This window comes from Vibrio sp. T11.5, from assembly GCF_027587155.1.
In the GTDB taxonomy this organism is placed as follows: domain Bacteria; phylum Pseudomonadota; class Gammaproteobacteria; order Enterobacterales; family Vibrionaceae; genus Vibrio; species Vibrio neptunius.
In genome coordinates this window covers 34,736-59,379 of the sequence record NZ_JAPPTP010000018.1, presented here as the reverse complement: position 1 = coordinate 59,379, position 24,644 = coordinate 34,736, and the positions used below count along the sequence as shown (strand labels likewise).

Genomic DNA, 24,644 nt, shown 5'->3' with positions numbered 1-24,644 from the left:
TAGTGCTCAAAGCAATTCACATCATGCAAATTATGATGAGACAAACGGATTTATGTTGATCACATTAGAATATCTACTCCGACAAAAACGTCAAAATAAAAATACTCCAGTTTTAACAATATTGCCGTTATTAATAGAGCTTTAATTCTAATCCTGATTGCCATGTAAATATCTTTTTGTCCAACAATTATTTATGAATTAATATTAATCGCCACCTTTCGTTCCATATTGAAAAACTTCCTTTTTCCCAATTTAAAAACCCCTTCTAGATTAAATTAGTCTGCTAAATAAATTTCTATTGGAATTATTTCAGGCTTAAACATAGGGTTTAATAAAAGGAAAAAATAATGGATAAAAATAAACATCGTCAGTGTAACAAGATAGGTATAGTGAAACCTTTGTCTGTAGTAATAGCACTCAGCCTAGGTACAATCAGCGCGAGCGTATTAGCGGCCCCGTCCGCGCCTGCTTTGGACTGGAATATGACCAGTGTTAAGAGCCAGTCTTTTGTTGAGATTAACGGCGAGGCAGGCCAACAGTCTTACAAAAAAACCGTGGTTAGGCATGATCAGGTTACTTTCCCAGTGGAGTGGGATGTTTGGTACAACAGCGGAACACCCGCGACAGAATGGCAAGTGCGTTTAAATAATGATGTCATTTTTTCTGAAGCGATCAATGGCCCTACAGATTCTGCGTTCTCAGGCGAGACTCAAGTCCAAATAGATAAAGCTGGCCAATATGACATGACCGTCAATATATGTGATGCAAGCGGAGACTGTTCAACTTCACCAGTACACAAAATTTCAGTCATCGATACCGATGGTGCAGGCATGGCGCCACTAGTTATGAATATCGATAGCAATAATCAGTCATTTCCTCCTCAGCCCAATGGTACGGTTGTCGGTAGCTATTTTGTCGAATGGAGCCAATATGACCGCAAGTTCACCGTTGACAACATCCCAGCCGATAATCTGACACACATCATCTATGGTTTCGTACCGATCTGTGGTCCTAACCAGTCTTTAACCGATCCAAACTCGCAACGGGCACTTCAACTCGCCTGCGGTGATTCACAAGACTATGAAGTGGTCGTTCATGACCAGTGGGGGGCGTTGGGCTCTTCCCTACCTGGAACTGGGGATTCCTCGATAAAAGGCACATATGGTCAGATGATGGCGCTCAAACAGCGTTACCCGGATTTGAAGATCCTTCCTTCTATCGGTGGTTGGACACTTTCCGATCCTTTCTTCGGTTTCACCGACAAAAAGAATCGCGACACCTTTGTTGCCTCAGTCAAAGAGTTTCTGCTTACTTGGAAATTCTACGACGGCGTTGATATCGACTGGGAGTACCCCGGCGGCACTGGCGCTAACCCAGATCTAGGCGACCCAGATAACGATGGTAAAGCTTACGTTGCTTTAATGAGAGAGCTTCGCCAAATGCTGGATGAACTATCCGCAGAAACGGGCCGAACATACGAGTTGACTTCGGCCATTGGCGCAGGCTGGGACAAAGTTGAAGACGTCCACTATCCAGACGCAACGCAGTACATGGATTATCTCTTTGTCATGACTTACGATTTCTACGGCGCATGGGATAACAATCTCGGTCATCAGGCAGCAGTTTACTGTGGGTCACACATTTCTGCTGCTCAGTGTGAGGGAACTTTGACGCCTGACGACGGCCCAGAATACACCACGGATAACGGTGTCAAGGAACTGCTTAAACAAGGTGTGTCGCCAAGCAAGATCGTTCTCGGCGCTGCTATGTATGGGCGAGGCTGGAGCGGGGTCACTCGTGATAGCATGACCGATCCTACCAATCCAATCACAGGTACAGGCAACGGACCGATTGCAGGTAGCTGGGAACCAGGAGTCATTGACTATAAAGATATTGTCAGCGATTACCTTGGTCAATCCGGTGTCGAAGCATTCTACGATGCCACTGCAAAGGCCCCTTACCTATACAAAGAGTCCACGGGTGAAGTCATCACCTATGACGATGCTCGCTCTGTTGAGGAAAAAGCGGCCTATGTGCGCACTCAAGGATTTGCGGGCTTGTTTTCATGGGAGATCGATGGAGATAACGGCGACATCCTCAATGCTATGCAAAGTGGACTACTTGCAGGTGGAGAGCCGGGCAATCAAGCCCCCGTTGCTAATGCGGGTGATGATATCACCGTCGACTCCGCTCATACCGTACAACTTGATGGTTCTGGATCTTACGACAACGACGGCAACCTTATTTCCTATCAATGGGAACAGATTGCTGGCAATCGCCTCAACATCAGCGATGCAGACAAAGCGGTTGCTAGCGTTGCCATTCCCGACACAGGCACGAATGAAACATACAGCTTTAAACTAACGGTCACTGACAATCAAAATGCCACATCCACCGACATGGTTAACGTAAAGGCGCTATTCGGTAGTGTTCCCGATAACACCCCTCCTACCGCTGACCTTAATGGCCCGATTCAAGCGGAAGCTGGTGACCAAGTTGTGTTAGATGCTTCTGGCAGTTCTGATCCAGACGGTGACACTCTCACCTATAGCTGGTCTTCCTCAGACGTGGCACTGACTGACAATGGTCAAAGCGCAAGCTTTGTTGCTCCTGAGTTTGCGCAAGATACCAATGTTTCAGTCTCGGTGACTGTTTCTGATGGCACAGCTTCTGACACAGCTCGTCTATCAATTCTTGTCAAAGCCAAGGACGATGGGGGTAATCCAGATCAATACCCTCAATATGTTGAAGGTACTCCATATCAAGCAGGTGACCGCGTCACTAATGCAGGAAGTAACTACGAGTGTAAACCTTTCCCATATTCTGGTTGGTGCTCGGGCGTGGCTTGGGCCTATGCACCGGGAACTGGGTCAGCTTGGGGTGACGCCTGGACTAAACTCTAACCCAGACAGCAAACACCCCGCTATTGTGGGGTGTTTGGTTAAGTGCGGTACAGTACCTTAACAACATGCCAGCCAAATTTTGTCTTGACCAAGTGAGGGACCAACGTTTCGCCACTAAAGCAAACCTTGTCGAATGCAGGAACCATCTGCCCTCGACGAAACTCTCCCAAATCACCGCCTTTCTTTCCCGAAGGGCAAGTCGAATACTTTTTCGCCAATGTCTGGAACTTAGCCCCTTTCTTCAGCTGTTTAATAATGTCTTCAGCTTGTTCTTTGTGCTTGACCAAAATGTGTAAAGCCGCTGCGGTATTTGCCATATGAAAATCTCAAAGTGTAGGACATAGCTAGTGGCGCGTATTTTAACGATTTACGACACGATCACCATCCCATTTGCTAAATATCTATACTAATTGCCAAATAATCTTGCTTAATTGACCTATCTTAATTGAATAGATCTACAGATCAGTTACCATCTCGGTTTATAAAAGTATCAAATTTGAGAAACTCTCGTCATGGCAAAAACAATCAGTAAAGCAAATCAGTCTCAAGGCATGTTGATGTTCACACTGACCCATAGTGAACAGCTCTTTGCGATTGGTACATTAAAGGTTCGTGAGATTGTCCCTTATCAGCCGACAACTCAAATCCCCTATTCGCATCATCATGTCATTGGCACTGTCACTATTCGCGATAAAACTATCCCAGTGATTAATATGCCTGCCGCTATTGGCTTTAGGCCAATCCAGCCAGAAGAATACGATTCTTGCTATCTAATCGTCACCGATTGTTTAAGAACCGTTGTCGCCTTCATGGTACGTTCGATTGAAAAGATAATCGAATGTGACTGGCGCTCTATTGAGCCTTCTCCTCAGTCAGCAGGTAAAAACGTTTTCGTTACAGGCATCACCAGATACGATGAGCAGATTATTCAGATGCTAGATGTCGAACTCCTGCTATCAAAAATCTACCCTCAATATGAGTCGACTAAGATTCCAATGCTGACCGATATTGAAAGAGAAAGGCTCAAGGCACTGAACATTTTACTTGTCGATGATTCCTCGATAGCAAGAAAACAGCTCGCCGATGCGCTCGATAGCATTAATATTGCCTATCAGATCCGAAACAATGGCATTGAAGCACTGGAACTGATGAGAGAAGAAGCGGAACGGGGCCAACCGATTCAGTTGCTCGTCAGCGATATTGAAATGCCTGGGTTGGACGGCTATGAATTAGCGTTTGAAACCCAGAGTGATAAGCAGCTCAGTAACGCCTACATTATTCTTCACACGTCACTATCAAGTGAGATATGCGTTGACCGGGCTCGTCAGGTTGGTGCCCATGAGGCCTTAGAGAAGTTTAATGCGGGTGACTTAGTACAGGCGATGCTTCGTGGCGCAGCTATGCTCGAATCAGGAACCAAACCAGAGCGTGTTGAGGTAGCGGTTTAACCGTAACAAGAACCTATGATTTGATGAACTTAGCTAAGCTAAGTTCATCAAATCTATTACATAAATCAATTTTATTGCCATTAACTCAAGCATCTCAGGAGTAAATCCGCTAATCTTAACGTAATCGATAGTTAACGTAGAATTCTTATAATCAGATGACAGAAGACGATTTTAAAAAATCGACCGCTAACTTAAAAAAAGCTGTCCCACTTATGATGCAAAACCACGTAGCCGCAACGCCAGCCAATTATGCGTTATGGTATACCTATGTGGAAAATGCCATTCCTCAAATGAACCGTGAGCTTGAGACTATTCTGGAGAATTACGGTATATGTCCACCAGCAGCGGGCGAACAGCTCTATAACAATTATGTCGCCGCTAGAGCGGAAACCGACATTAGAGATCTGCGAGCAAACATCGAAGTGTTAGTGGGGCAAGTCGCCTCATCAATGACAGACACCCTCGCCGATACGTCACACTTTTCCCAAGTCATTGACAAAAGTTTTCAAAACCTTGAAAAAGTAGACGATCAATCGATGTCTATCGACGAGGTGATGAAAGTGATTCGTCAATTGGTCAACGAATCTAAAGAGATACGACACTCAACCAACTTTCTGAATAATCAGCTTGAGACAGCAACAGAAGAGATTCAACGACTCAAAACCCAACTGGCAGAAGTCCAGCAAGATGCCTTATTTGACGGGCTCACAAGCCTCTATAATCGTCGCTCATTCGACAATGACCTAGACACCTTGTGTCGATCTGAGCAGAAAATTTGCCTGATCCTCGCCGATATTGATCATTTCAAGAATTACAACGACACCTATGGCCATCTGTTTGGCGATGCCGTAATTAAAGGTATCGCAAAACGTCTTCAGACTAACAGCCGAGACGGTACTCATGCCTACCGCTTTGGCGGTGAAGAATTCGCATTGATTATGCCGAACAAGTCGTTAAGAATCGCACGCCAATTTGCTGAGAGTTTACGCCGTTCAGTAGAAAAACTGTCGATTAAAGACAGACGTTCGGGCAAGCCAGTAGGGAATATTACCGCCTCATTTGGTGTAGCAGAACTGCAAGCGGGTGAGACGCCTAACTCAATCATTGAGCGCGCTGATAAACTCCTTTACGAAGCCAAACAATTGGGTCGAAACCGCGTTATGCCGTTGTAAGCCCATTGCTATACGTTTGCCGCCAATAAATAGAGCCCCATAATGAGGGGCTCTTTTAGTCTCATGCCATTTAACCGTCTGAGGTTATCGCCTCAATCAGCTCTTTTTCGACATGCTGAACTTTATCATTGTCAATTTGACATGTTCCTGCGGCCTTGTGGCCACCACCTCCATATTTGAGCATTAACTCTCCTACATTGGTTTTTGAACTGCGATCAAATATCGATTTGCCGGTGGCGAATACCGTATTTTGCTTCTGGAAACCCCACATTTTATGAATCGATATATTGCACTGAGGGTACAAGGCATAAATCATAAAACGATTGCCAGCGAAGATGGTTTCCTCCTCGGTGAGGTCAAGAAAAACCAAATTGTCGTACACAGTAGCGCAGCGTTGGATCTGCTCTTTGAACAAGTTTTCATGCTCTTTGTACAGCTCAATCCGTTCTTTGACGTCGGGATGTTCCAGTATTTGGTCGATTGAATGAGAAGTGCAATATTCAATTAGGTCCATCATTAAGTTGTAGTTGGAAATTCTAAAATCTCTAAAACGTCCAAGCCCTGTTCGGGCATCCATCAGGAAGTTAAGTAAATTCCACCCCGTGGAATCTAACACCTCGTCTCTGGAAAACTGCGCTGAATCACCTTTATCAACCGCTTCCATCATGCCGAGCCAATCAGCAGGAAACGTTTGTTCGCCACCATAATACTCCCAAACCACTCTCGCGGCAGAAGGCGCATTGGGATCGATAATATGATTTGGCCTCTCCCCTGAATTTCGAATCATTTCTGATAGGTGGTGGTCAAACACAAGATGAGCCTGTTCAACATACGGAAGATTGGTAACAATATCACGCGCCGTAATTTCTATAATACCATCTTGCATATCTTTGGGATGGACAAACTTGATGTCATCAATGAGATCAAGTTGCTTAAGAAGCACGGCACATACCAAGCCGTCAAAATCACTTCGTGTCACTAAACGATGTTTCTGTTCCGACATCTTAAAATCCTTATCTTTAACAGCACAATGCACTTCATCACAATCAACCGCACTTATGTTTCACTCCTTTTTTATCGATAAGTGCCATTGGTCTATGTTTAATTTTAGACAGCTTCGATCTTTTAACAAACTTAAGGCAATGCTTTTTACCTACTCTTCTATACTTCATATGCAATTGATTTAATTAAAGAGAGGACAAGAATGAAGACAACAACCTGGGCTTTGATATCAGCATCTGCCCTAATGCTTGCAGGCTGCGCCAATGAACCTGATGAATATGAGGTAAAAGGCTATACATCGATTGCCAATCCAGCATCAGTCTTCTGCGCCAAGCAAGGTGGGAAACTAGAAACCGTGAGCGAAAATGAAAAACGTGTTACCTACTGTGTCCTTTCTTCGGACAACCGAATCGAGGAGTGGGAATACTATCGCCAACACCAAAAATCTTCAGATAGCTAATACTTATACCTACCGCGATTAATCACCCCAGCCACTTGAGGCAAATATTCGAGTGGTCTCGGGACAATTCAGCCAATAATTCCTCACCAATCGATTCAATCTGTAACAATATGCAACTAATGAACAGTGTTTTATTTATGACATTTCCCTGACAAAACCGTAAAAGTGAGCAATAGAATGTGTCACACATCACATTTATACCGTTCTACACTGGATGTCGTTATGAAGCACAAAACCCCCTCACTGCACGAGGAACGAGCAACTACCTCCGAATCTATTTCGCTTCAATCCAAAAAAATCATCTATAAATCAGCACTGAATGCGCTCATTATCATAGCAATCAGCATTTTGGTTAACTTATCGATTCGCGCTGATTTCAGCTACCTAAACGCCGGACTTGGTGAAGCCTCCATTACGGAGTCATTACAACTGCTGATGCTGGTGATTTCAGTCTGGGCCTTTTACAACCTGATGAGAGAGCGAAAAGACATAACTCATGCTGCTGCCTTAATGAGTGGCTTTTTCACTGTATTAGCGATTCGCGAAATGGATAGCTGGTTTGACATGATTTTCCACGGTGCTTGGGTACTTCCAGCATCAGCTGTCACTGCTGTTGCGTGTATTTATGCTTATCGAGGAGGTAAGAATACTGTCAACGAAATGGCAACGATTTTAAACGCTCGTGACATGAATTTCTTGATTGGCAGCGTCGTTTTACTGATCGTCTTTTCTCGTCTGTACGGCATGGGACATTTCTGGCACTCAGTCATGGGCGAGCACTATATTCGAGAAGTTAAGAACGTGTCCGAGGAAAGTATGGAGCTACTTTGTTACTGCCTCATTGCGCTCGCCGCTGTGAAAACTCGCATTAGCATGAGAGTTGGTTAACGCTACAGTTTGGCTGATTTTCTGGATCAAGCTGCCTGTTTAGCCACGTCAACGTTTGGTGGAAGTACGTCAACCGCGATTCTATTGCGTGACAGTCGAATTCTGAGGTTGTTGTGAGAACAACCTCTTTCATGGACTGTAACTTATCCTGTATTTCCACTGGGAGATTTAACAATTCCAGTAATGACAAAGCATGCAGAGCCAACTTTTCGGGTAAACACCTGACATCATCTAACGGCCTGTCAAATGCTCTGTTCACTATCCCTTCTAAATAAACTCGATACGTCGTCAACTCATCTACCAATAAGAACGCTTGAGCATACAAACCTTGGTGCGGATACATAACACTGCAATGCTGATCTATGTCTTGGTCAATATGCAGATTCAATCCAGAATTTGCACAATGCTGTTTAAGGGTACGCAACAAGCCCTGTTCATCCATCAGTGACTGGATTTCAAAAATACGCTTGAGATGGTAATCATTGGACACGAGTGTCACATCAACACGTTGATGTGCTAAGCCGAGTTGCTTTAACTTCAAAGCGGCATTGTGGATGTTTTGTACCGTATTCTGTGATTCGCCTTCTAGGATAATATTTGAGTCATGAAACTTCTTCGCTGACGGTAATTGTTTAAAGTAGTCTCTCATTGCCATTGCTTCAGACTTGGTTTGACCTGGTGTCACGCCACCACAAAACAACAACACCGTTTCATTCAGGTCATAAGAACTGAGTAACTTTGGCAAAGCTTCAACACGCGATTTCCCTTCAGCGGTCAGAGTATTGCCAACCAATCGTTTACCAAGAACAATAATCACATTACGAACGCCCACTATTTACTCACCTCTCAATTACTCATACTGATTTGCTTAAGTTCTGTACAAATATCACCTTTGCAGATAGCTTTAGCCAGGTTAATGTTTTGTTAACTATATTTAAATAGAGTCTGACTAACAGGCCACATCAACAGGAAGTAAGTCTATGCTGTCGATTTTTGATATTTTTAAAGTTGGGGTTGGACCATCCAGTTCCCACACCAACGGGCCAATGCTGGCTGGCCACCATTTTACACGTCTACTAAACGAGTCGATATCCAAGGTACATCGGATACAGGTTGATCTGTACGGCTCTTTATCCTTAACAGGTATAGGACATCATACGGATCGCGCTGTCATTCTCGGGCTGATGGGCAATCGGCCTGATACGATTAAAATTACCAGTGCCAAGCAAGCTTTACAGCATACGCTAGACCATGGTTCTCTGTTACTAGCAGGTGCCCATACCCTAACGTTTTACTATGAAAACGACATTATATTCCATAGCGACAACCTGCCTTTGCATGAAAATGGCATGACCATCACTGCGTACGACTCCTTTGGCGCGCAGCTCGCATTTGAAACCTACTACTCTATCGGTGGTGGTTTCATCGCCACGGCGGCTGAGCTAGAAAATGGAAGCAGTGAACAACCAGTCAAAGTCCCATATCCATTCACCTCTGCAGACGAAATGCTCAGTATGGCGGAAGAGCACGGGTTTAGTCTTGGTGGCATGATTCTGCAAAACGAAGTGTGCTTCTTTGACAGTGATGAGATTGATCGTAAGGCCGAACAAATCTGGAAAGTGATGTCCCTTTGTATGCAACGTGGCTTCGAAACAGAAGGCGTTTTGGAAGGAGGCTTAAATGTCACACGACGTGCTCCCAATTTGCTGAAAAAGCTAGAAGCAAACGAAGCGATTGAAAACGATCCAATGGAGATCATGGACTGGATTAACTTGTTTGCATTTGCGGTCAGTGAAGAAAATGCAGCAGGAGGTCAAGTTGTTACCTCTCCCACCAATGGCGCAGCAGGCGTTATACCCGCTGTACTGATGTACTATCATCGCTTTATTAAAGAGTTAGACCTCAAACAAATCAAAGATTTCTTAGCGGTGGCTGGCGCCATTGGCATCTTATACAAGACGAATGCCTCAATTTCAGGCGCTGAAGTCGGCTGTCAGGGGGAAGTTGGCGTTTCATCATCCATGGCTGCAGCAGGTTTGACCGCACTGAGAGGTGGCAGTAATGAACAGATTTGTATTGCCGCAGAGATTGCTATGGAGCACTCATTGGGTATGACATGTGACCCAATTGGTGGCCTAGTCCAAGTCCCATGTATCGAGCGCAATGCAATGGGAGCGATGAAAGCGATCAATGCTTCGCGAATGGCGCTGAAAAGAACCAGCAAGTGTCTAATTTCTTTGGATAAAGTAATCGCGACCATGTATCAAACAGGCAAAGATATGAACAAAAAATACCGCGAAACATCCCTTGGCGGGTTAGCGGTTATTCACATGGCACCGCCCTGCGAATAGAACAAGCGGCTACCAATCGCAAAACCAACACAAAAAAAGCGCAGCTGTTTCTGCGCTTATTCTAAGTTCAAGTAAGGCTAGATCTTATCTGCGACTGCCAGTGCAGCGGATAAGGTGTCTGCACCAAATTTAAGACTTCTTTCTGGCGACCATCCATAAAGTGGGTCAGGATAATCGTTATTATCTTTAAACGGCATTTCGATGGTGTAAGACAAGCACTTGAATTGCTCCGCGACCCAATTTGAACCGACTGTCAGGTTAGCTTTGCCCGGTTCATCTTTGTCATAGCCAAACTCATCTTGGAATTCTGGCGTAACGGTATACAGTGCCTGTTTGAATGCAGTTTCAAGTGAAGCCAAGCGCTGATCATAAGAAGGAATGCCTTCTGAACCGGCAACAAAGTTGTAAGGAATGGCTTCATCACCGTGAATATCAAGAAACATGTCCACACCAGTTTCAAGCATCTTCTCTCTTACCAAGAAGACTTCTGGACTTTTCTCCATGCTTGGAGATTGCCATTCACGATTGAGGTTCACCCCTACCGCGTTGCAACGCAGGTGCCCGCGGATACTGCCATCTGGGTTCATGTTCGGCACAACATAAAGTACCGCTTTGTCGAGCAAAGCACGTGCACCAGTGTCTTCATCATCCATCAAACGCTGAATCAGCCCTTCCATAAACCATTCAGCCATGGTTTCACCGGGGTGCTGTCTCGCGATGACCCAGATTTTCTTCTTACCTTCTTCAGGTTCGCCAAAAGTCAGCAAGCTCATGTCATTACCATCAAGGGTATGGCCAAGAGTTTCTAGTGTACAGTGATGAACGCTTTGCGCTGCATGCAATAGATCTTGGTGTCGGTCGTAGCTGTATGGCGCAAAATACGCAAAGTAGATTGAGCCATGTTCTGGGATCACAGTAAAACTCAGTGTATCTCCGTCAAATTCGGCAGGGACTCGAAACCACTCTTCTCGGTCATAAGACGCTACCACGTCATAATCCTTCCAACCCTCTGGATATGCAGAATTTTTGAGGTCAACGATCTGGATTGAGTGTGATTGCTCCGCTTCTGTCTCCAGTCGAAAGTGGAACCACTGATAAAACTCAGACTGATTGTCATTCGGGATCTTTAGTTGAATTGCCTCTTTATTATCGGCATTAACGACTTCAATATTACCACTTTCGAAATTGCTGAAGATCTTCATTGAACTACTTTCCTTATCAATAACAACGACTTTACCTAGAGACTAACACACTGGCTTGTGCACAAAAATGACAATCCATACACCTGATTAAAAGCCTCACTAGACGATGTGTTACCACGCAAACGATTTAGATCAATTTATATGTAAATAGTTCTGCGTTTTTTGCAAAAACTCGTACATCCGTAATCTGATCTGAGATAATGGCATCAGTTTATAACACTCGGCAATTAATACTATTATCAGATTTTAATTCTATATCAAACTCTAATTATGAGGCTATTATGTGGAATAATCTCAATAAATCAATGATGTTCTGCCAAGCAATGTTTGGTTTATCATTCTATGGTGTCATGGTGATCCTGACCCGTTTCTTTTTAGAAGATCTGGGATATAGTGAGGCAGACACTATGATGGTTGTCGGAGCTTTTTCTTCTATAGGCCCACTGTTCGCTATCGCGGGTGGATTCATAGCAGATAAATTCCTTGGTGCCTACCGCTCACTCACCATTGCTTACGGCACTTTTAGTACTGGCTACGCGCTACTTGTACTCGGCGCATCAACAACAAATATACCAATGAGCCTTGTCGGTATCGCACTGGCGAGTTACGCTCGTGGTTTGATGTCTCCCTCTTACCCAAGCCTTTACAAACGTACTTTCTCCACTGAAGAGGACTTTGAAAACGGCTATCCCGTTAACTACTCAGTGAATAACGTCGGTGCACTTCTCGGTCAGTACCTATTCCCAATGTTGGTTCTTGCCATCGGCTTCCATGGCAGTTTTATGGTATCTGCGGTAATGGCTGGTCTCGCTTTTGTTACTCTGGTGATCTTCAGCAAACCCTTGGTTAACGTTGGTGAAGATATCGACAAGAACTCAGTGAGCCTGAAAAACTGGTTATCGTTCTTTGCCCTTTCAGCAACGATGGTTGGCTTAGTGTTCTTCATGTTTTCAAATATGGATATTGGCCAGAACATTGTCTATGCCATCGGTGCTGCGGCTATCTTGTATTTCTTCACATTGATGATCAAGTCAGGCAAGTCAGACGCATTGAAAATGGGCACAATCCTTATCATGACTGTACTCACGACTTGCTTCTTCGTGTACTACGGTCAAATGATGACTTCGATGACCATAGTGACCATCAACACCATGCGTGGTGACCTGTTCAACATAATCCCTATAGCTCCAGAAGCTTCGATGGCAATGAACCCACTTTGGTGTATTGTTGCTGGACCCGTGATTGCCATGACGTTTTCTTCTCTAGAGAGAAAAGGCATCAACTTTTCCACGGCGACAAAGATAGGCTTTGCGTTTATTTTCACCGCTATCGCTTTTGGTATTCTGACAATAGCAGTAATGAATGTGGGTGAAGACGTTGTGATTCGTCCTGAAGTCTTCTTAGCGATTCACTTCTTCCAAGCATTTGCCGAAGTTATTGTTGGTAGCTTAGTCGTAGCCTTTATCCTTTCAGTAGCGCCAAAACACATTGAAGGTTTCTCTGTGTCACTCTTCTCAGTGGCGATAGCACTGAGTGGTATCGTGGGCGCGGTATTCTCAACGTCAATCGCGCTTGAAAAAGGCCAACAAATCACGCAAGAGATCGTACAGAATGTTTACGGCGATTACTTCCAATTGCTGACCGTACTCGCCGTTGCAATGGTAGCCATTGCTCTAGTTGCATCGGTTATCATTCGCAAGATGCTAGACGCGGCTCGTGCAGATGAGCAGCCTGAGTTAGTGGAAGCAGAAAACTAACCGATCCAAGAAACAGAAAGCCCCGGTTAAAATCCGGGGCTTTGGGTTAGTTGCTAGCGAAATAATTTTAGGCAATTAATCTCTATCGAACGCACGATAGCTGTAGTCTACATGTACAACAGGTTGGTAGGTAATCTGACCGTCAGGCCCCATCTTCTCAGTCAGAGTAACTGTCGAATCTTTAATTTCTAGCGAACGTGTCACTTCTGGGTGCCACAACTTAAAGCTCAAGTGACGGGTCAGCTCTCTAGAAGACATCGAGTCAATGTCATTGATGATATCTTGACCTTGAGCGTAGGCTGCCTCTTTCGAGGTTGCAGACTCACCGTTTACTGTTTTTGTATCAGAGTACATGCGGTATCCACCAGCGACCGCGGCAGTAGAGGTGATCATTAGGATGGTGGCAATACTTACTAATTCTTTCATAACTGACTCCTTAGTTACCTTAAACTCGAGCTCTTTACTTGACTCGAATACCAAAGTGGTACGTAGCAGAAGACCAAAAGGGCTTAGAAAATATTGCACTTGTTGTTCAATAAATTTGAAAAAGAAAACGTCTTTTTGTTGTCTAAAAAATCAGGGCCTTAGTGGCTTGTAATATGCATATGGTAAATATAACTTTGCTTCAATGACTTATGGTTCCGAGTCTTATTCAGAGACCAAAAAACTCTGTTGGCCTATATACTGATTGGGAATAAAACAAAGAGTAATTATCATAGTACAAAGAGGAAATTGTTGTCCGAGGTGGTGTTATCCACTAGGCGGTGAACAAAACTAAAGAACTGTCAAAACCAACCCAGTCAAGATCAATGTGGTTCCGGTAAAACGCGTAACCAAGAACTTTTCCGATAACCAAATAATCCCAAACACCATACCAAACACTATACTGAGCTGCCTCAACGCAACGACATAGCTGACATTTTCTGTCATTGTCATCGCATACAGAACGAGACCATAAGTCGTCGCCATCATAGTACCCGCCAACGCGGATGGCTTTTTAATCATCCATGCTTGCTTAAAATCTTCTAATCGTTTGGTCACTAACAAGTAAACGACGAGACACACAGCAATAGACCAAAATTGGATACCAAGATAAAAAATCGCAGAGCTCCTGTCACTTAACGCATGGCTAAATGTACTCCCCAAAACCAACAATGCCTCTTTATCCAGAATGGAATAGCCTGTGGTCCCTAGCGCAGCAAGCAGTGCGTAACACACCCCCGCGTTGAAGTAGCCATTGAGATGAAACTGCCTAAATGATTCTAAAGGCACAAATAAACAACCAAGCGTGATAAGCGAAAAGCCAATCCAACTGAGCGTTGACAACTCATAACCCAGAGCAACCGTACCCGCACCAACCATCAGCACAGGTAGCGCCCGCGCTATCGGATAAATGATCCCAATATCGGCATGCTTATAAGCAAAGCCCAGACCTAACAGGTAAATCATCTGTGCAATACCACTGAACAACAAAATCTGCCAAAAGACGTTGGGAAACGACGTTAAACCGACTTGATGAATGTACCAAATCACATAGGGCGTAAGCAGCAGTGCTACCACTGAACTGCTGGCGAGAAAGAAAGCGGGCCCAGAAGCCTTATTATTTTTACTGAGCAAATTCCATCCTGCATGGAGAAAAGCAGAAATAACGACTAGAAAAATAGCCCAAACAGACATAGAGAACCTTTGTAAAAAAGGCTTCCAAACAGAAGCCCAGTAAATTGAGATTTGAGATTAGTGGTTGAGCACCGCGATAGATTCAATACTGATCGCATCATGGCGCCAATATTCAATATCACAATCAATAAGTTCACCATGCTGATTGTAGTTGATACGTTCGACCACCATAGCGGGTGTGCCCGACGTAGCTCTCAACGCCTGAGCAGTATCTCCCAACAAACTGCTGGTACTGATGCGATAGCGAATTTTCTGATACACCATGCCGAAATGGTCACGATAGATATCAGTCAACGATTTAGATAAATCGCAGTCCAAAAGGTTAGGAAACAACTCAGGGCGAATATAGTTAGTCACAAAGACTACTGGGCGATCTTCTAGGTACCTGACCCTATCGACTTGATACACATCCGAGAATGGTTGCAGCCCAAGCATGCTAGCCGCCTGCTTATTTGCCAGAATACCTTTCGCGGCAACCAGTTCGGTCTTTGGTACACGGTGTTGTGCCAACGCCATATTACTAAAATTGAGCGTTTGAGTGGGATCATACTTAAGTGGCTGCGGGGAAATAAACCAGCCACGTCGGTCTTCGCGATAGATACGGCCTTCTGATTCCAGTAACGACAGCGCCTCACGTAGTGTTACACGAGTGGTATCAAACGATTCTGCCAATTTACGCTCCGCGGGTAGTTTTTGCCGCGGTGAAAGTAACCCTGATTCAATCTGCTCAACAATAGAATCTTTTATTTTTACGTATTGCACTCGTTGTCCTTACCTTTTGCGCCATGCCTGTGTTCTGTTTTCTAACCATTTCCCTAGCGTCATATGTATTAGCTTGGCAACTGAGGCTGAAATCATGATCATCACCGCCATTGCGGCTGCCGCGCCCGTTTTGCCTGCATCGTCCATATTTAATACAGAGACAGAAGCCGGAATGGTTTCAGTTGAATAGATGAATACTACCGCAGAAGTGGTGGTTAATGCATTAATAAACAAATACGTAGCGATATCCAATGTCGCAGGGACGCAGACGGGTAATGTGACTTTAAAGAACAACTTATATTGAGGTAGCTTGACGGAAGCTGCTGTCGCCTCGATTTCTGCTGGGATCTGCTTCAGCGCTGTCACGGCAGTCATATGGCCGACAGTGTAATAGTGAACCACTGTATTAATTACCAGAAAGGCCATCGTACCATAGAGAAAGCTCAGAGGGTTGTTCGCATCGTTAAAGTAGAATATATAGCCCAACCCAAGCACCATGCCCGGCACTGCCATGGGTACCACACTTAACATTTGCATAGCCTGCCTTACAGGAGCAAAGGCGCGCCCTTTCTCGATGCAGTATGCTCCGACCAAGATCAATGTTGTACCAATAATGGCAGTCCATGTCGCCAGTGATAATGAGTTGAAGTAAGGTTGCCAACCATAAGTGCTCATTTCTGCAAAGTTATAGTTGTTCAGCGTTAATGCTTTATTCCAAGGCCAGAACGTCACCAGAGAACCATAAACCGCCATGCCCAGCACCGTAATAACGGCTAATGAGATCAATGAGCAATACAAGAAACACGCACCATCTCGCAGTTTGTTCGGTTCAGGTTGATAGGGTACGGAACGCGTATCAAACAGACTCTTTTGCTTTTTCTGCACCCAGCGGTCTGCGACGAATGCTAACAAAGCGGGAATCAACAACAGAATACTGGTCACTGCACCCATAGAGAAGTTTTGCTGCCCGACAACCTGCTTAAAGATATCCGTGGCAAGAACGTTGTAGCTTCCACCGATAACTTTTGGCACACCAAAGTCACACACAACCAGAGTGAAGACAACAATCAAGGTACTGATCAAACCGTACTTCGCCGCAGGCAAAGTCACGATAAAGAATGTTTTAAGTGGCGATGTTTTCAACGCGCGAGCCGCTTCATACAAACGCGCATCAGATGTACGAAGCGAGGTAGTCAGTATCATCAACGCGTGGGGGAAGGTCCAAAAGATTAATCCCAGCGCAATACCAATTAGGCCATAAACGGAATTCCCACCCAAGATCTCTTTCGCCACACCCTGATTACCAAATAAAAAAATCAAGCTGATCGCAGGTAACAGCGAAGGGGCAAGAATAGGCGCAGTACCCAAAACATGGAACAAGCCTTTCATCGGCATACAAGAGCGAGTCAGTGCATAAGCATAACCAAATGCCAATACACCAACCACAGCGGTTACCAGCAAGCCAACCGTCAATGTATTGCCGAGAGATTGCCACAAGCTCGCCTGTGAAAAATAGCTGGCAAAATTGGCTAAGCCAACAAATTGACCTTCCGTGCCCTGCACGCTTTTCGCCAACATCGCCCATAAGGGCATGACGATAAAAACCACCAGCAACGAAAACAGAAGTGTAAGTAAGCCAAACAAGACGATGTTATCGCAACTGATACGCTTTAGCTGGCTAGTAGAGTGATTCTTAAGAGCAGTCAGCGTCGAATTATTCATTGTATTACTGTCCATTGTATTTATCCTAAGCCGCAATCGCTTTGTCGCCATTTGGGCTTAACACTGGGTATGCTCTTGCTCCTCGCTCGGCAAACTGAATATAACGAATATCACCAACGCGTAGCTTCATGTTTTGCGCTTGTTCACCGGAAACGTCAACAAAGATGGGAGCTGCGAGCTTGTCGTGCTGCAACTCACACTCATATCGGCAGAACGACCCTAAAAACTCATAGGTACGAATACGGATTGGCAACGCATCCTTTACTTGTTCGGAAAAGCGAACATTTTCTGGACGGATTGCTAAGTCAAAACGGTCACCTCGGACCAAATTTCGGTTTTCCAGCACAGGAGCTTGAATGAGTGACTCGGCAATACGTAGCTGACTGTCAGTTGCGACTGAAGCACCGATAAAGTTCATGCTGCCAACAAACTCAGCAACAAATCGGGTAGCAGGCTGTTGATAGATTTCCTGTGGCGTGCCAACTTGCTCAATAACGCCGTGATTCATGACCACAATGCGATCTGCCATTGACAGCGCTTCATCCTGATCATGAGTCACCATAATGGTGGTGATACCCAGCTTACGTTGTAGTTTGCAAATCTCATCACGCAAGTGAACACGTACTTTGGCGTCCAGCGCAGATAAAGGTTCATCAAGCAGTAGCAAGCCCGGAGAAAGAGCTAAAGCACGGGCAAGTGCGACACGCTGCTGCTGACCGCCAGATAACTGGTTTGGATACTTCTGTCCGGATGTAGCAAGTCCAATCATCTCCAGCCACTGATCGACTTTCTCTAGTGCTTCGCGGGTCGACATGCCTAGGTTCTTCAGGCCAATAGCAATATTTTCCTCCACAGTCAGATTAGGAAACAGAGCATATGATTGGAATACAATGCCAAAATCGCGCTTTTCAGGCGGCAGGAAAGTCGTCTCTTCACCGTGTTGAGAAATAGAACCTGAAGTTGGAAGATCGAGCCCAGCAATGGCTCTCAGTAGCGTCGTTTTACCGCAGCCAGATGGCCCAAGGAAACAAACAAACTCGCCTTTTTCAATGGCAAGTGAGATATTGTTAAGCGCTGTGAATTGTCCGAATTGCTTCACAACGTTTTCAATCTGTAGATAAGGTTGGTTAGTTGGCATAACACACTCTCCAAATGGTATATACCAACTCTAAATCTGGTTTATTTCAGACGCATGACAAATTTATTGACCAAAGATGACAAAAGCATGAAAGGCAGGGTGATTTGACCACCAAGACTGACTCAGACTAATCCCAAGCAACAGACATTCTGTAATATGGGATATCCCCCTTGTAAAAGCGCTCGCCCTGCTCTGTCATACCAAATCTTTTATACAGCGATAATGCACTCTCACGAGCATCACACCAAAAAACGATAACGCCCGTACTCTGCAATTGACTAATAATAACTTTGAGTAGGTTTGAGCCTATCCCCTGCCCTTGATACTCCGGAGAAGTGGCAAACTTTCTCAATCGAGCCACATCATCGGTAACAAATACAGAAGCGACACAAACAAGCTTCCCCGCAACAAATGCACCAAAGTGTAAGCTCGCGTCATCTTCTTCTAAACGACAAAAATCGACACTCTTCTCTGGCCAGAGTACCAGATGCCGTAAAGCAAGCGTGTCTTCTGCTGAGATCTTTCTAACGTCCATGATGTCCTCTACGCCGAATAACCTTTGAACAAATTTGCCTGTGATCAAGCCAAAATGCAAAAGGGAGAGCCCATGCTCTCCCTAAAATACTCAGCCACAACCAATAAGTTTATCTAGGTCTTATGATTTTGGCTCGGATTTAGCGTCAAATTTTGCCGACCAGGTTGCAAGGATATCTGCGCGCTTGCTACCCATTTGAGCAAAGTCCATATCTGCCATGTTCTCTTGTACGTTAGGGAAGTGAGAGACGGTCGCTTTGACATTTTTATGAGCAACAACCGGATACATTTCTACGTACAACTCGTTAGCCGCTTTAGAAATAGACCAATCAACCACGCGTTTGGCCGCATCGGACTCTTTGACTAAGCCTACCGCTTCTGACTCCCAGCCAATGCCTTTAGGTGTGATCACAGCCAAAGGTGCGCCCTGACTCTTCAACTTAGCACCACGGCTAGCCATAGAAATACCAATCGCCACTTCACCCATACCTGCTTGTACGCATGGTTTAGAACCTGAGTGGGTATAATGTGCGATGTTTTTATCCAGTGCTTCCATGTAGTTCCAACCTTTGTCTTCACCCATGTTTTGTAGCCATGCAGAAACCTGCATGTAACCTGTACCGGACGACGCTGGGTTTGGCATCGCAATATGACCTTTGTAAACCGGATCTGTCAGGTCTTGCCATGATGTAGGTTTAGGTAGGTTCAACTGTTTCGCCACCACTTCATTGAAACAAACGGCATTGAAAAACGCATCATTACCAAACCAAGCCTGATTCGATTGCGGGTCGTTAAGGTTCGCATGCAGAAACTCTATACCTTTAGGCGTGTATGGTTTAAGCAAGCCCTGCTCTTTCAATAATGCCATTGACGAGCCCGCTAAACCCCATACTACTTCTGCGCGTGGATTATTTTTTTCTGCCAGTAACTTAGCCGTCATGATACCCGTAGAGTCGCGGACCCACTTGATCTTGATGTCTGGGTTTTGTTTCTCAAACGCAGACTTGTACTTTGCAAGAATGTCCGTTTCAAAAGCGGTGTAAACCGTTACTTGCTGAGACGCCATTGCATTCGTTGCTAGCATAGACACAAGCGCAGCCAGCGATCCTTTCATCAAACGGTTGTTCATCATTTTCTCCAATTAAGACGATTTGTTGGAAACCGATTGACATGCATCCTCATCGCAAAAATCAATTGGTCTGTACCAGTTGGTAATATAAACCCTAAAATGGCATTGTGACGATCCTATGAACAATCGATGGCACTTTTTAGAAACCTCGCCAAAAGTTTGGTCAAGTTAAACGCCCAATCCATGTGATGTTAAAGTTTTATGAATTTGAGTTTTTGTCTATTTACTCATCGTTTTATGCCCTGATAGAGTACCCTTAAATTCTGGTGTATACCAAAGGGACATAGAAATGAAAAACGAATACTTACTGCTAACTCCTGGACCACTTTCAACGTCAGAAACGGTCCGTGAAGCTATGTTAAAAGACTGGTGCACTTGGGATGATGAATACAACAAAGACATCGTAGAAGTGATTCGCACTAAATTAACAAAGCTGGCAACTCCACACCAAGGCTATACAAGTGTGCTTATGCAAGGCAGTGGCACAGCGTCAGTAGAAGCAACCATTGGCAGTGCGATCGCAAAAGAAGGCAAACTACTCGTTGTTGACAACGGTGCCTACGGCGCGCGAATTGCAAAAATTGCACAGTGTCTGAATATTCCTTGTCATATCGTGTCCCCAGGCGAAACATCACAGCCGCACATGGGCGAGGTGGAAACAGCACTGGCAAAGGATCCAAGTATTACTCACGTTGCCATTGTCCATTGCGAAACTACAACTGGCATGCTCAACCCAATTGAGGCGATGACTCAGTTGGCAAAGCAACACGGTAAAGTAGTCATCCTAGATGCGATGTCTAGCTTTGGCGGTATTCCGATGGACATTGGCGAAATGGGCGTTGACTTTATGATCAGTTCTGCCAACAAATGTATTCAAGGTGTACCAGGGTTTGGCTTTGTCATAGCAAAGCAAAGTGAACTGGAAAGATGCCAAGGGCAAGCCCGCTCATTGAGCCTAGACTTGTACGATCAGTGGAAGTGTATGGAAGTGAACCATGGTAAATGGCGTTTCACTTCTCCAACGCACACTGTACGCGCTTTCTACCAAGCTCTGTTAGAACTTGAACAAGAAGGCGGGATTCAGGCACGTCATACTCGTTATCAGACTAACCAAACAAGCTTGGTCGCAGGCATGCGTTCGTTAGGCTTCGAACCATTGTTAAGCGATGACCTTCACTCACCAATTATTACTTCTTTTTACTCGCCTTCACATCCCGACTACCAATTTAAGGCGTTTTATGAGCGCCTCAAAGAGCAAGGGTTTGTCATTTACCCGGGCAAGGTATCTAACGCAGATTGTTTCCGAATTGGCAATATTGGCGAAGTCTACCCACAGGATATTGAACGTTTGATCGGTGCAATCAAGAACGCCATGTACTGGAAAGAAGTGCAAACGGTAGCTTAATCATGACTCAATTGATAAAAACAACCCACTTTCGCAGTGAAGGAGATGTGAATACCACCCCTGCTCGACAGGCTTGGAACGCATCCCTAAACGACGAACGCACGCAAGAACTGCTACAGCGCGATAGCGACGTCTTTCTGCATCAAGCCATGTCTACACCCTGTCTGGACGCACTTGAAGCAGCCGAAGGGATCTATATTCAAGATGCCACAGGCAAAAAGTACATGGATTTTCATGGCAACAACGTTCACCAGCTTGGCTACGGTCATCCACATGTGATTAAGCGAGTCACTGAACAACTTACGAATCTGCCATTTTCGCCTCGCCGTTTCACCAATGAAACCGCGATTCAGTGTGCTGAAAAGCTCACGCAGATCTGTGGTGGAGAACTCAACAGAGTCTTGTTCGCCCCTGGAGGCACATCGGCTATAGGCATGGCACTCAAGTTAGCTCGTCATGTTACCGGCAATTTTAAAGTGGTCTCTTTGTGGGACTCTTTTCACGGTGCCTCTCTGGACGCAATCTCTGTTGGCGGTGAAGCCTGTTTCCGTGAGGGTATGGGCCCTTTAATGGCAGGAGTTGAACGTATTCCGCCCGCGGTATCCTACCGCGGAGCTTTCCAAAGTGTCTCTTCTGATGGTAGCGATGTTCACTATGCCGATTATCTGGAATATGTGGTTGAAAAAGAGGGAGGCATTGGCGCTTTTATTGCCGAAGCTGTTCGCAATACCGATGTTCAGGTGCCAAGCAAAGCCTACTGGAAACGTATTCGTGAGATATGCGACAAGCACAACGTCCTGCTAATTATTGACGATATTCCTAACGGCATGGGGCGCAGCGGAGAATGGTTCACGTATCAAGCCTATGACATCGAACCTGACATATTGTGTATTGGCAAAGGTTTGGGCGGTGGATTGGTTCCCATTGCAGCGATGGTCACCAAAGACAAATACAACACTGCAGAGCAGATTTCTATGGGTCATTACACCCATGAGAAGAGTCCAATAGGTTGCGCCGCTGCACTCGCAACTATGGAAGTCATTGAACAACAAGGCTTACTGGAAAAAGTAAAAGACGATAGCGAATTTGTACGTGAAAAATTGCTGGAAATGAAACAGAAATACCCAGTAATCGGAGACGTTCGCGGCATCGGTTTACTTTGGGGCGTAGAACTCGTGACAGATAGGCAAACCAAACAAAGAGCGTTTGATCAAGCGGAAGCCGTACTTTATCAATGTCTGAATAATGGCCTCAGCTTTAAAGTTTCTCAAGGCAATGTTATTCAACTCAGCCCACCATTAATTATTTCACGTCAACAACTTACCGAAGCGCTGGCTATCTTTGAAGAAGCGATTGCCAATGTATGTAATGAACACAACGACTGATAACAGGATATCAATTATGACTTACTCTCACTCACCGATTCAGGCTGTCATCTTTGACTGGGCTGGCACCATTGTAGATTTTGGTTCATTCGCACCAACCAGCATCTTCGTTGAAGCATTCAAACAAGGTTTCGACTTTGATATCAACTTAGCAGAAGCACGCGAGCCAATGGGGCTTGGCAAATGGGACCACATTCAGGCGGTAGGTCGCCTTCCGGCAGTAGACAAACGTTGGAATGAGCAATTTGGTCGCTCCATGAATAGTGATGACATTGACCGCATTTACGCGACTTTTATGCCACTGCAAAAAGCAAAAGTCGCTGACCACGCAGAACCCATCCTGAATGCGATTGAAGTTGTCGATGGTTTAAAAGATCAAGGCATCAAGATTGGTTCATGCTCTGGTTATCCTCGTGAAGTCATGGATGTGTTAATCCCTGTCGCTGCTGACTATGGCTATAAGCCTGATTACGTTGTGGCGACTGACGACCTTCCTCAAGGAGGCCGCCCTGCACCCTATATGGCACTAAAAAACGTCATCGAGCTAAACGTAACGGACGTAAAGGCATGCATTAAAGTGGATGATGCGGCACCGGGCATAGACGAAGGACACAATGCAGGTATGTGGACGGTGGGTTTGCTGCTGTCTGGCAATGAAGCGGGACTCACCTATGAGCAATATCAGGCAGCGGATGAAGCGACACTAAATACTGCTCGCGAAAAAGCGAAAGTGAAGTTAATGAAGAGCACGCCACACTACCTGATTGACACCATTTCTCAGCTACCAGAAGTGGTTAGAGATATTGAGCGCCGACTGGAAGCGGGTGAACGCCCGTAAACTCATCGCTCGTGTCTAGCGCACAAGCCAGTAGTTCAATCCTACTGGTTTGTGATTTTAGAAAGGTATAAGGCTTTGTATTCCCATAAAAAATTCGGTCATGGCTAACGAGCCTTGCTTAGTAAGTGTCCAGCAAAATAGGCCAAAATTGGCACATAACGTTACCCAGAACAAACTCTTAAAGCCGATGTCATTGTACTTATGGTGCAACACAGATTGTGCAAGCAGAGCGCCCGGCCAGCCCCCGACAAGATTCAAGACATGGAAAGTCAGCGAAGGAACACGCCATCCTCCAGTATGAAGTGCCTGTTTATCTAGTGCGTAAACTATATAAGCAATCGTACTCAGTGCGATATAAAGCACCAATGAGAGTGGTGGATAATCGAGAATTAACACACTGGCCACTAGCGTGGTGAGAAACCAAATGGCAATCGCCAAAGAAAAATTAAACACCAGTTGTCTTTCAATATTCACAGCACGAATGCCGCCCTGATCATCTTTTGCCAGTCGAAACTGCACTCGTTCACTGATTCTTGGAGGGTGGCCGTACGCTTCTAAGTCACAGAGATGAAATTTGATTTGTGCATCTTGATCGTCAACCGAAATGTACCCGTAGCCCTTAGTATCGTGCCACTCACTAATGGTTCCTTGAATCGCCATTATGGTCCCTCACTCTCTCAAGCTCCCTGCCTCAGACGCCTTAGCCAAACACAACATATTCTCGTTTTACTTCTAAGTTCCAGTTTAGCCACATAATCAACAAGTAGCATAAAAAGAGTCAGAAATGTTTAGCACACCTAATATTTACATCAAAAATCATTACTGACAGATTCTGACACACCCCCGCCATACACTTGTTTCCGAAGTCAAC

The 24,644-nt window shown here is 45.0% G+C and carries 22 protein-coding genes; 10 read left to right on the top strand and 12 right to left on the bottom strand.

What is annotated here, in order from left to right; all coding sequences use genetic code 11:
• Positions 1-347 precede the first annotated feature (347 nt).
• Complete coding sequence (locus OH455_RS16855; protein WP_045977254.1) at positions 348-2,903, top strand: glycosyl hydrolase family 18 protein; 2,556 nt, start codon at positions 348-350, stop codon at positions 2,901-2,903.
• Between the two features lie 38 nt (positions 2,904-2,941).
• Here OH455_RS16855 and ppiC read toward each other — a convergent pair whose 3' ends face one another.
• The gene (ppiC, locus tag OH455_RS16850) at positions 2,942-3,220 is read right to left on the bottom strand and encodes a peptidylprolyl isomerase PpiC (protein ID WP_045977255.1); all 279 of its coding nucleotides are present in this window, start codon (positions 3,218-3,220) and stop codon (positions 2,942-2,944) included.
• Between the two features lie 195 nt (positions 3,221-3,415).
• Here ppiC and OH455_RS16845 point away from each other — a divergent pair, with 195 nt between their 5' ends.
• Both OH455_RS16845 and OH455_RS16840 read left to right on the top strand, forming a co-directional pair.
• Positions 3,416-4,351 (top strand): chemotaxis protein, encoded by a 936-nt coding sequence (locus tag OH455_RS16845; protein ID WP_269982173.1) that lies wholly within the window; start codon positions 3,416-3,418, stop codon positions 4,349-4,351.
• Between the two features lie 155 nt (positions 4,352-4,506).
• Positions 4,507-5,523, top strand: coding sequence for a GGDEF domain-containing protein (locus OH455_RS16840; protein ID WP_045977257.1), 1,017 nt, complete (start codon positions 4,507-4,509; stop codon positions 5,521-5,523).
• A gap of 70 nt (positions 5,524-5,593) precedes the next feature.
• On the opposite strand, the gene OH455_RS16835 is transcribed toward OH455_RS16840, so the two are convergent.
• Complete coding sequence (locus tag OH455_RS16835; RefSeq protein ID WP_269982172.1) at positions 5,594-6,526, bottom strand: exopolyphosphatase; 933 nt, start codon at positions 6,524-6,526, stop codon at positions 5,594-5,596.
• A 201-nt stretch (positions 6,527-6,727) separates the two neighbouring features.
• On the opposite strand from OH455_RS16835, the gene OH455_RS16830 reads away from it, so the two are divergent.
• Complete coding sequence (locus OH455_RS16830; RefSeq protein ID WP_269982171.1) at positions 6,728-6,985, top strand: putative hemolysin; 258 nt, start codon at positions 6,728-6,730, stop codon at positions 6,983-6,985.
• Between the two features lie 222 nt (positions 6,986-7,207).
• Positions 7,208-7,873, top strand: coding sequence for a hypothetical protein (locus OH455_RS16825; RefSeq protein WP_269982170.1), 666 nt, complete (start codon positions 7,208-7,210; stop codon positions 7,871-7,873).
• Here OH455_RS16825 and OH455_RS16820 read toward each other — a convergent pair.
• Positions 7,854-8,705, bottom strand: coding sequence for a YdcF family protein (locus tag OH455_RS16820; RefSeq protein WP_269982169.1), 852 nt, complete (start codon positions 8,703-8,705; stop codon positions 7,854-7,856). The two genes, OH455_RS16825 and OH455_RS16820, sit on opposite strands and share 20 nt — an antisense overlap.
• Before the next feature lie 148 nt (positions 8,706-8,853).
• Here OH455_RS16820 and OH455_RS16815 point away from each other — a divergent pair, with 148 nt between their 5' ends.
• Positions 8,854-10,224 (top strand): L-serine ammonia-lyase, encoded by a 1,371-nt coding sequence (locus OH455_RS16815; protein WP_269982168.1) that lies wholly within the window; start codon positions 8,854-8,856, stop codon positions 10,222-10,224.
• A gap of 77 nt (positions 10,225-10,301) precedes the next feature.
• Here OH455_RS16815 and OH455_RS16810 read toward each other — a convergent pair whose 3' ends face one another.
• Positions 10,302-11,426, bottom strand: coding sequence for a M14 family metallopeptidase (locus OH455_RS16810; RefSeq protein WP_269982167.1), 1,125 nt, complete (start codon positions 11,424-11,426; stop codon positions 10,302-10,304).
• A gap of 281 nt (positions 11,427-11,707) precedes the next feature.
• Here OH455_RS16810 and OH455_RS16805 point away from each other — a divergent pair, with 281 nt between their 5' ends.
• A complete protein-coding gene (locus OH455_RS16805) occupies positions 11,708-13,183 on the top strand; it encodes a peptide MFS transporter (protein WP_269982166.1) in 1,476 nt (491 codons plus the stop codon).
• A 75-nt stretch (positions 13,184-13,258) separates the two neighbouring features.
• Here the strand turns inward: OH455_RS16805 and OH455_RS16800 are convergent, their stop codons facing one another.
• The 7 genes from OH455_RS16800 to OH455_RS16770 form a co-directional block, all read right to left on the bottom strand.
• The gene (locus tag OH455_RS16800) at positions 13,259-13,609 is read right to left on the bottom strand and encodes a DUF3316 domain-containing protein (protein ID WP_269982165.1); all 351 of its coding nucleotides are present in this window, start codon (positions 13,607-13,609) and stop codon (positions 13,259-13,261) included.
• A gap of 348 nt (positions 13,610-13,957) precedes the next feature.
• Positions 13,958-14,860: an EamA family transporter gene (locus OH455_RS16795; protein WP_269982164.1), complete on the bottom strand. Its 903-nt coding sequence runs from the start codon at positions 14,858-14,860 to the stop codon at positions 13,958-13,960.
• 57 nt (positions 14,861-14,917) lie between these two features.
• Complete coding sequence (gene phnR, locus OH455_RS16790) at positions 14,918-15,622, bottom strand: phosphonate utilization transcriptional regulator PhnR (protein ID WP_269982163.1); 705 nt, start codon at positions 15,620-15,622, stop codon at positions 14,918-14,920.
• A gap of 9 nt (positions 15,623-15,631) precedes the next feature.
• Positions 15,632-17,344 (bottom strand): putative 2-aminoethylphosphonate ABC transporter permease subunit, encoded by a 1,713-nt coding sequence (locus OH455_RS16785; protein WP_443088607.1) that lies wholly within the window; start codon positions 17,342-17,344, stop codon positions 15,632-15,634.
• Between the two features lie 25 nt (positions 17,345-17,369).
• The gene (locus OH455_RS16780; RefSeq protein ID WP_269982161.1) at positions 17,370-18,482 is read right to left on the bottom strand and encodes a putative 2-aminoethylphosphonate ABC transporter ATP-binding protein; all 1,113 of its coding nucleotides are present in this window, start codon (positions 18,480-18,482) and stop codon (positions 17,370-17,372) included.
• A gap of 127 nt (positions 18,483-18,609) precedes the next feature.
• A complete protein-coding gene (locus OH455_RS16775) occupies positions 18,610-19,017 on the bottom strand; it encodes a GNAT family N-acetyltransferase (RefSeq protein WP_269982160.1) in 408 nt (135 codons plus the stop codon).
• Between the two features lie 120 nt (positions 19,018-19,137).
• Positions 19,138-20,148, bottom strand: coding sequence for a putative 2-aminoethylphosphonate ABC transporter substrate-binding protein (locus OH455_RS16770; protein WP_269982159.1), 1,011 nt, complete (start codon positions 20,146-20,148; stop codon positions 19,138-19,140).
• 286 nt (positions 20,149-20,434) lie between these two features.
• Between OH455_RS16770 and phnW the strand changes: the two genes are divergently transcribed.
• From phnW to phnX, 3 genes are read left to right on the top strand one after another with little or no spacing between them, the layout of a single operon-like run.
• Positions 20,435-21,550 (top strand): 2-aminoethylphosphonate--pyruvate transaminase, encoded by a 1,116-nt coding sequence (phnW, locus tag OH455_RS16765; protein WP_269982158.1) that lies wholly within the window; start codon positions 20,435-20,437, stop codon positions 21,548-21,550.
• A 2-nt stretch (positions 21,551-21,552) separates the two neighbouring features.
• Positions 21,553-22,935 carry an aspartate aminotransferase family protein gene (locus OH455_RS16760; protein ID WP_269982157.1) on the top strand — a complete coding sequence of 461 codons (1,383 nt, stop codon included), beginning with the start codon at positions 21,553-21,555 and terminating at the stop codon, positions 22,933-22,935.
• Positions 22,936-22,951: 16 nt separating this feature from the next.
• A complete protein-coding gene (gene phnX, locus OH455_RS16755; RefSeq protein ID WP_269982156.1) occupies positions 22,952-23,773 on the top strand; it encodes a phosphonoacetaldehyde hydrolase in 822 nt (273 codons plus the stop codon).
• 57 nt (positions 23,774-23,830) lie between these two features.
• On the opposite strand, the gene OH455_RS16750 is transcribed toward phnX, so the two are convergent.
• Complete coding sequence (locus OH455_RS16750) at positions 23,831-24,433, bottom strand: DUF1294 domain-containing protein (RefSeq protein WP_269982155.1); 603 nt, start codon at positions 24,431-24,433, stop codon at positions 23,831-23,833.
• Between the last annotated feature and the right edge of the window lie 211 nt (positions 24,434-24,644).

What these genes read in the sequence shown, in the direction of transcription:
- OH455_RS16855 (WP_045977254.1), top strand. Translation starts at nt 348, where the DNA reads ATGGATAAAAATAAACATCGTCAGTGTAACAAGATAGGTATAGTGAAA.
- OH455_RS16760 (WP_269982157.1), top strand. Translation starts at nt 21,553, where the DNA reads ATGACTCAATTGATAAAAACAACCCACTTTCGCAGTGAAGGAGATGTG.
- OH455_RS16800 (WP_269982165.1), bottom strand. Translation starts at nt 13,609, where the DNA reads ATGAAAGAATTAGTAAGTATTGCCACCATCCTAATGATCACCTCTACT.
- OH455_RS16770 (WP_269982159.1), bottom strand. Translation starts at nt 20,148, where the DNA reads ATGATGAACAACCGTTTGATGAAAGGATCGCTGGCTGCGCTTGTGTCT.
- OH455_RS16840 (WP_045977257.1), top strand. Translation starts at nt 4,507, where the DNA reads ATGACAGAAGACGATTTTAAAAAATCGACCGCTAACTTAAAAAAAGCT.
- OH455_RS16815 (WP_269982168.1), top strand. Translation starts at nt 8,854, where the DNA reads ATGCTGTCGATTTTTGATATTTTTAAAGTTGGGGTTGGACCATCCAGT.
- OH455_RS16810 (WP_269982167.1), bottom strand. Translation starts at nt 11,426, where the DNA reads ATGAAGATCTTCAGCAATTTCGAAAGTGGTAATATTGAAGTCGTTAAT.
- OH455_RS16785 (WP_443088607.1), bottom strand. Translation starts at nt 17,344, where the DNA reads ATGAATAATTCGACGCTGACTGCTCTTAAGAATCACTCTACTAGCCAG.
- OH455_RS16830 (WP_269982171.1), top strand. Translation starts at nt 6,728, where the DNA reads ATGAAGACAACAACCTGGGCTTTGATATCAGCATCTGCCCTAATGCTT.
- ppiC (WP_045977255.1), bottom strand. Translation starts at nt 3,220, where the DNA reads ATGGCAAATACCGCAGCGGCTTTACACATTTTGGTCAAGCACAAAGAA.
- OH455_RS16825 (WP_269982170.1), top strand. Translation starts at nt 7,208, where the DNA reads ATGAAGCACAAAACCCCCTCACTGCACGAGGAACGAGCAACTACCTCC.
- OH455_RS16795 (WP_269982164.1), bottom strand. Translation starts at nt 14,860, where the DNA reads ATGTCTGTTTGGGCTATTTTTCTAGTCGTTATTTCTGCTTTTCTCCAT.
- OH455_RS16835 (WP_269982172.1), bottom strand. Translation starts at nt 6,526, where the DNA reads ATGTCGGAACAGAAACATCGTTTAGTGACACGAAGTGATTTTGACGGC.
- OH455_RS16780 (WP_269982161.1), bottom strand. Translation starts at nt 18,482, where the DNA reads ATGCCAACTAACCAACCTTATCTACAGATTGAAAACGTTGTGAAGCAA.
- OH455_RS16845 (WP_269982173.1), top strand. Translation starts at nt 3,416, where the DNA reads ATGGCAAAAACAATCAGTAAAGCAAATCAGTCTCAAGGCATGTTGATG.
- phnX (WP_269982156.1), top strand. Translation starts at nt 22,952, where the DNA reads ATGACTTACTCTCACTCACCGATTCAGGCTGTCATCTTTGACTGGGCT.
- phnW (WP_269982158.1), top strand. Translation starts at nt 20,435, where the DNA reads ATGAAAAACGAATACTTACTGCTAACTCCTGGACCACTTTCAACGTCA.
- OH455_RS16775 (WP_269982160.1), bottom strand. Translation starts at nt 19,017, where the DNA reads ATGGACGTTAGAAAGATCTCAGCAGAAGACACGCTTGCTTTACGGCAT.
- OH455_RS16805 (WP_269982166.1), top strand. Translation starts at nt 11,708, where the DNA reads ATGTGGAATAATCTCAATAAATCAATGATGTTCTGCCAAGCAATGTTT.
- OH455_RS16750 (WP_269982155.1), bottom strand. Translation starts at nt 24,433, where the DNA reads ATGGCGATTCAAGGAACCATTAGTGAGTGGCACGATACTAAGGGCTAC.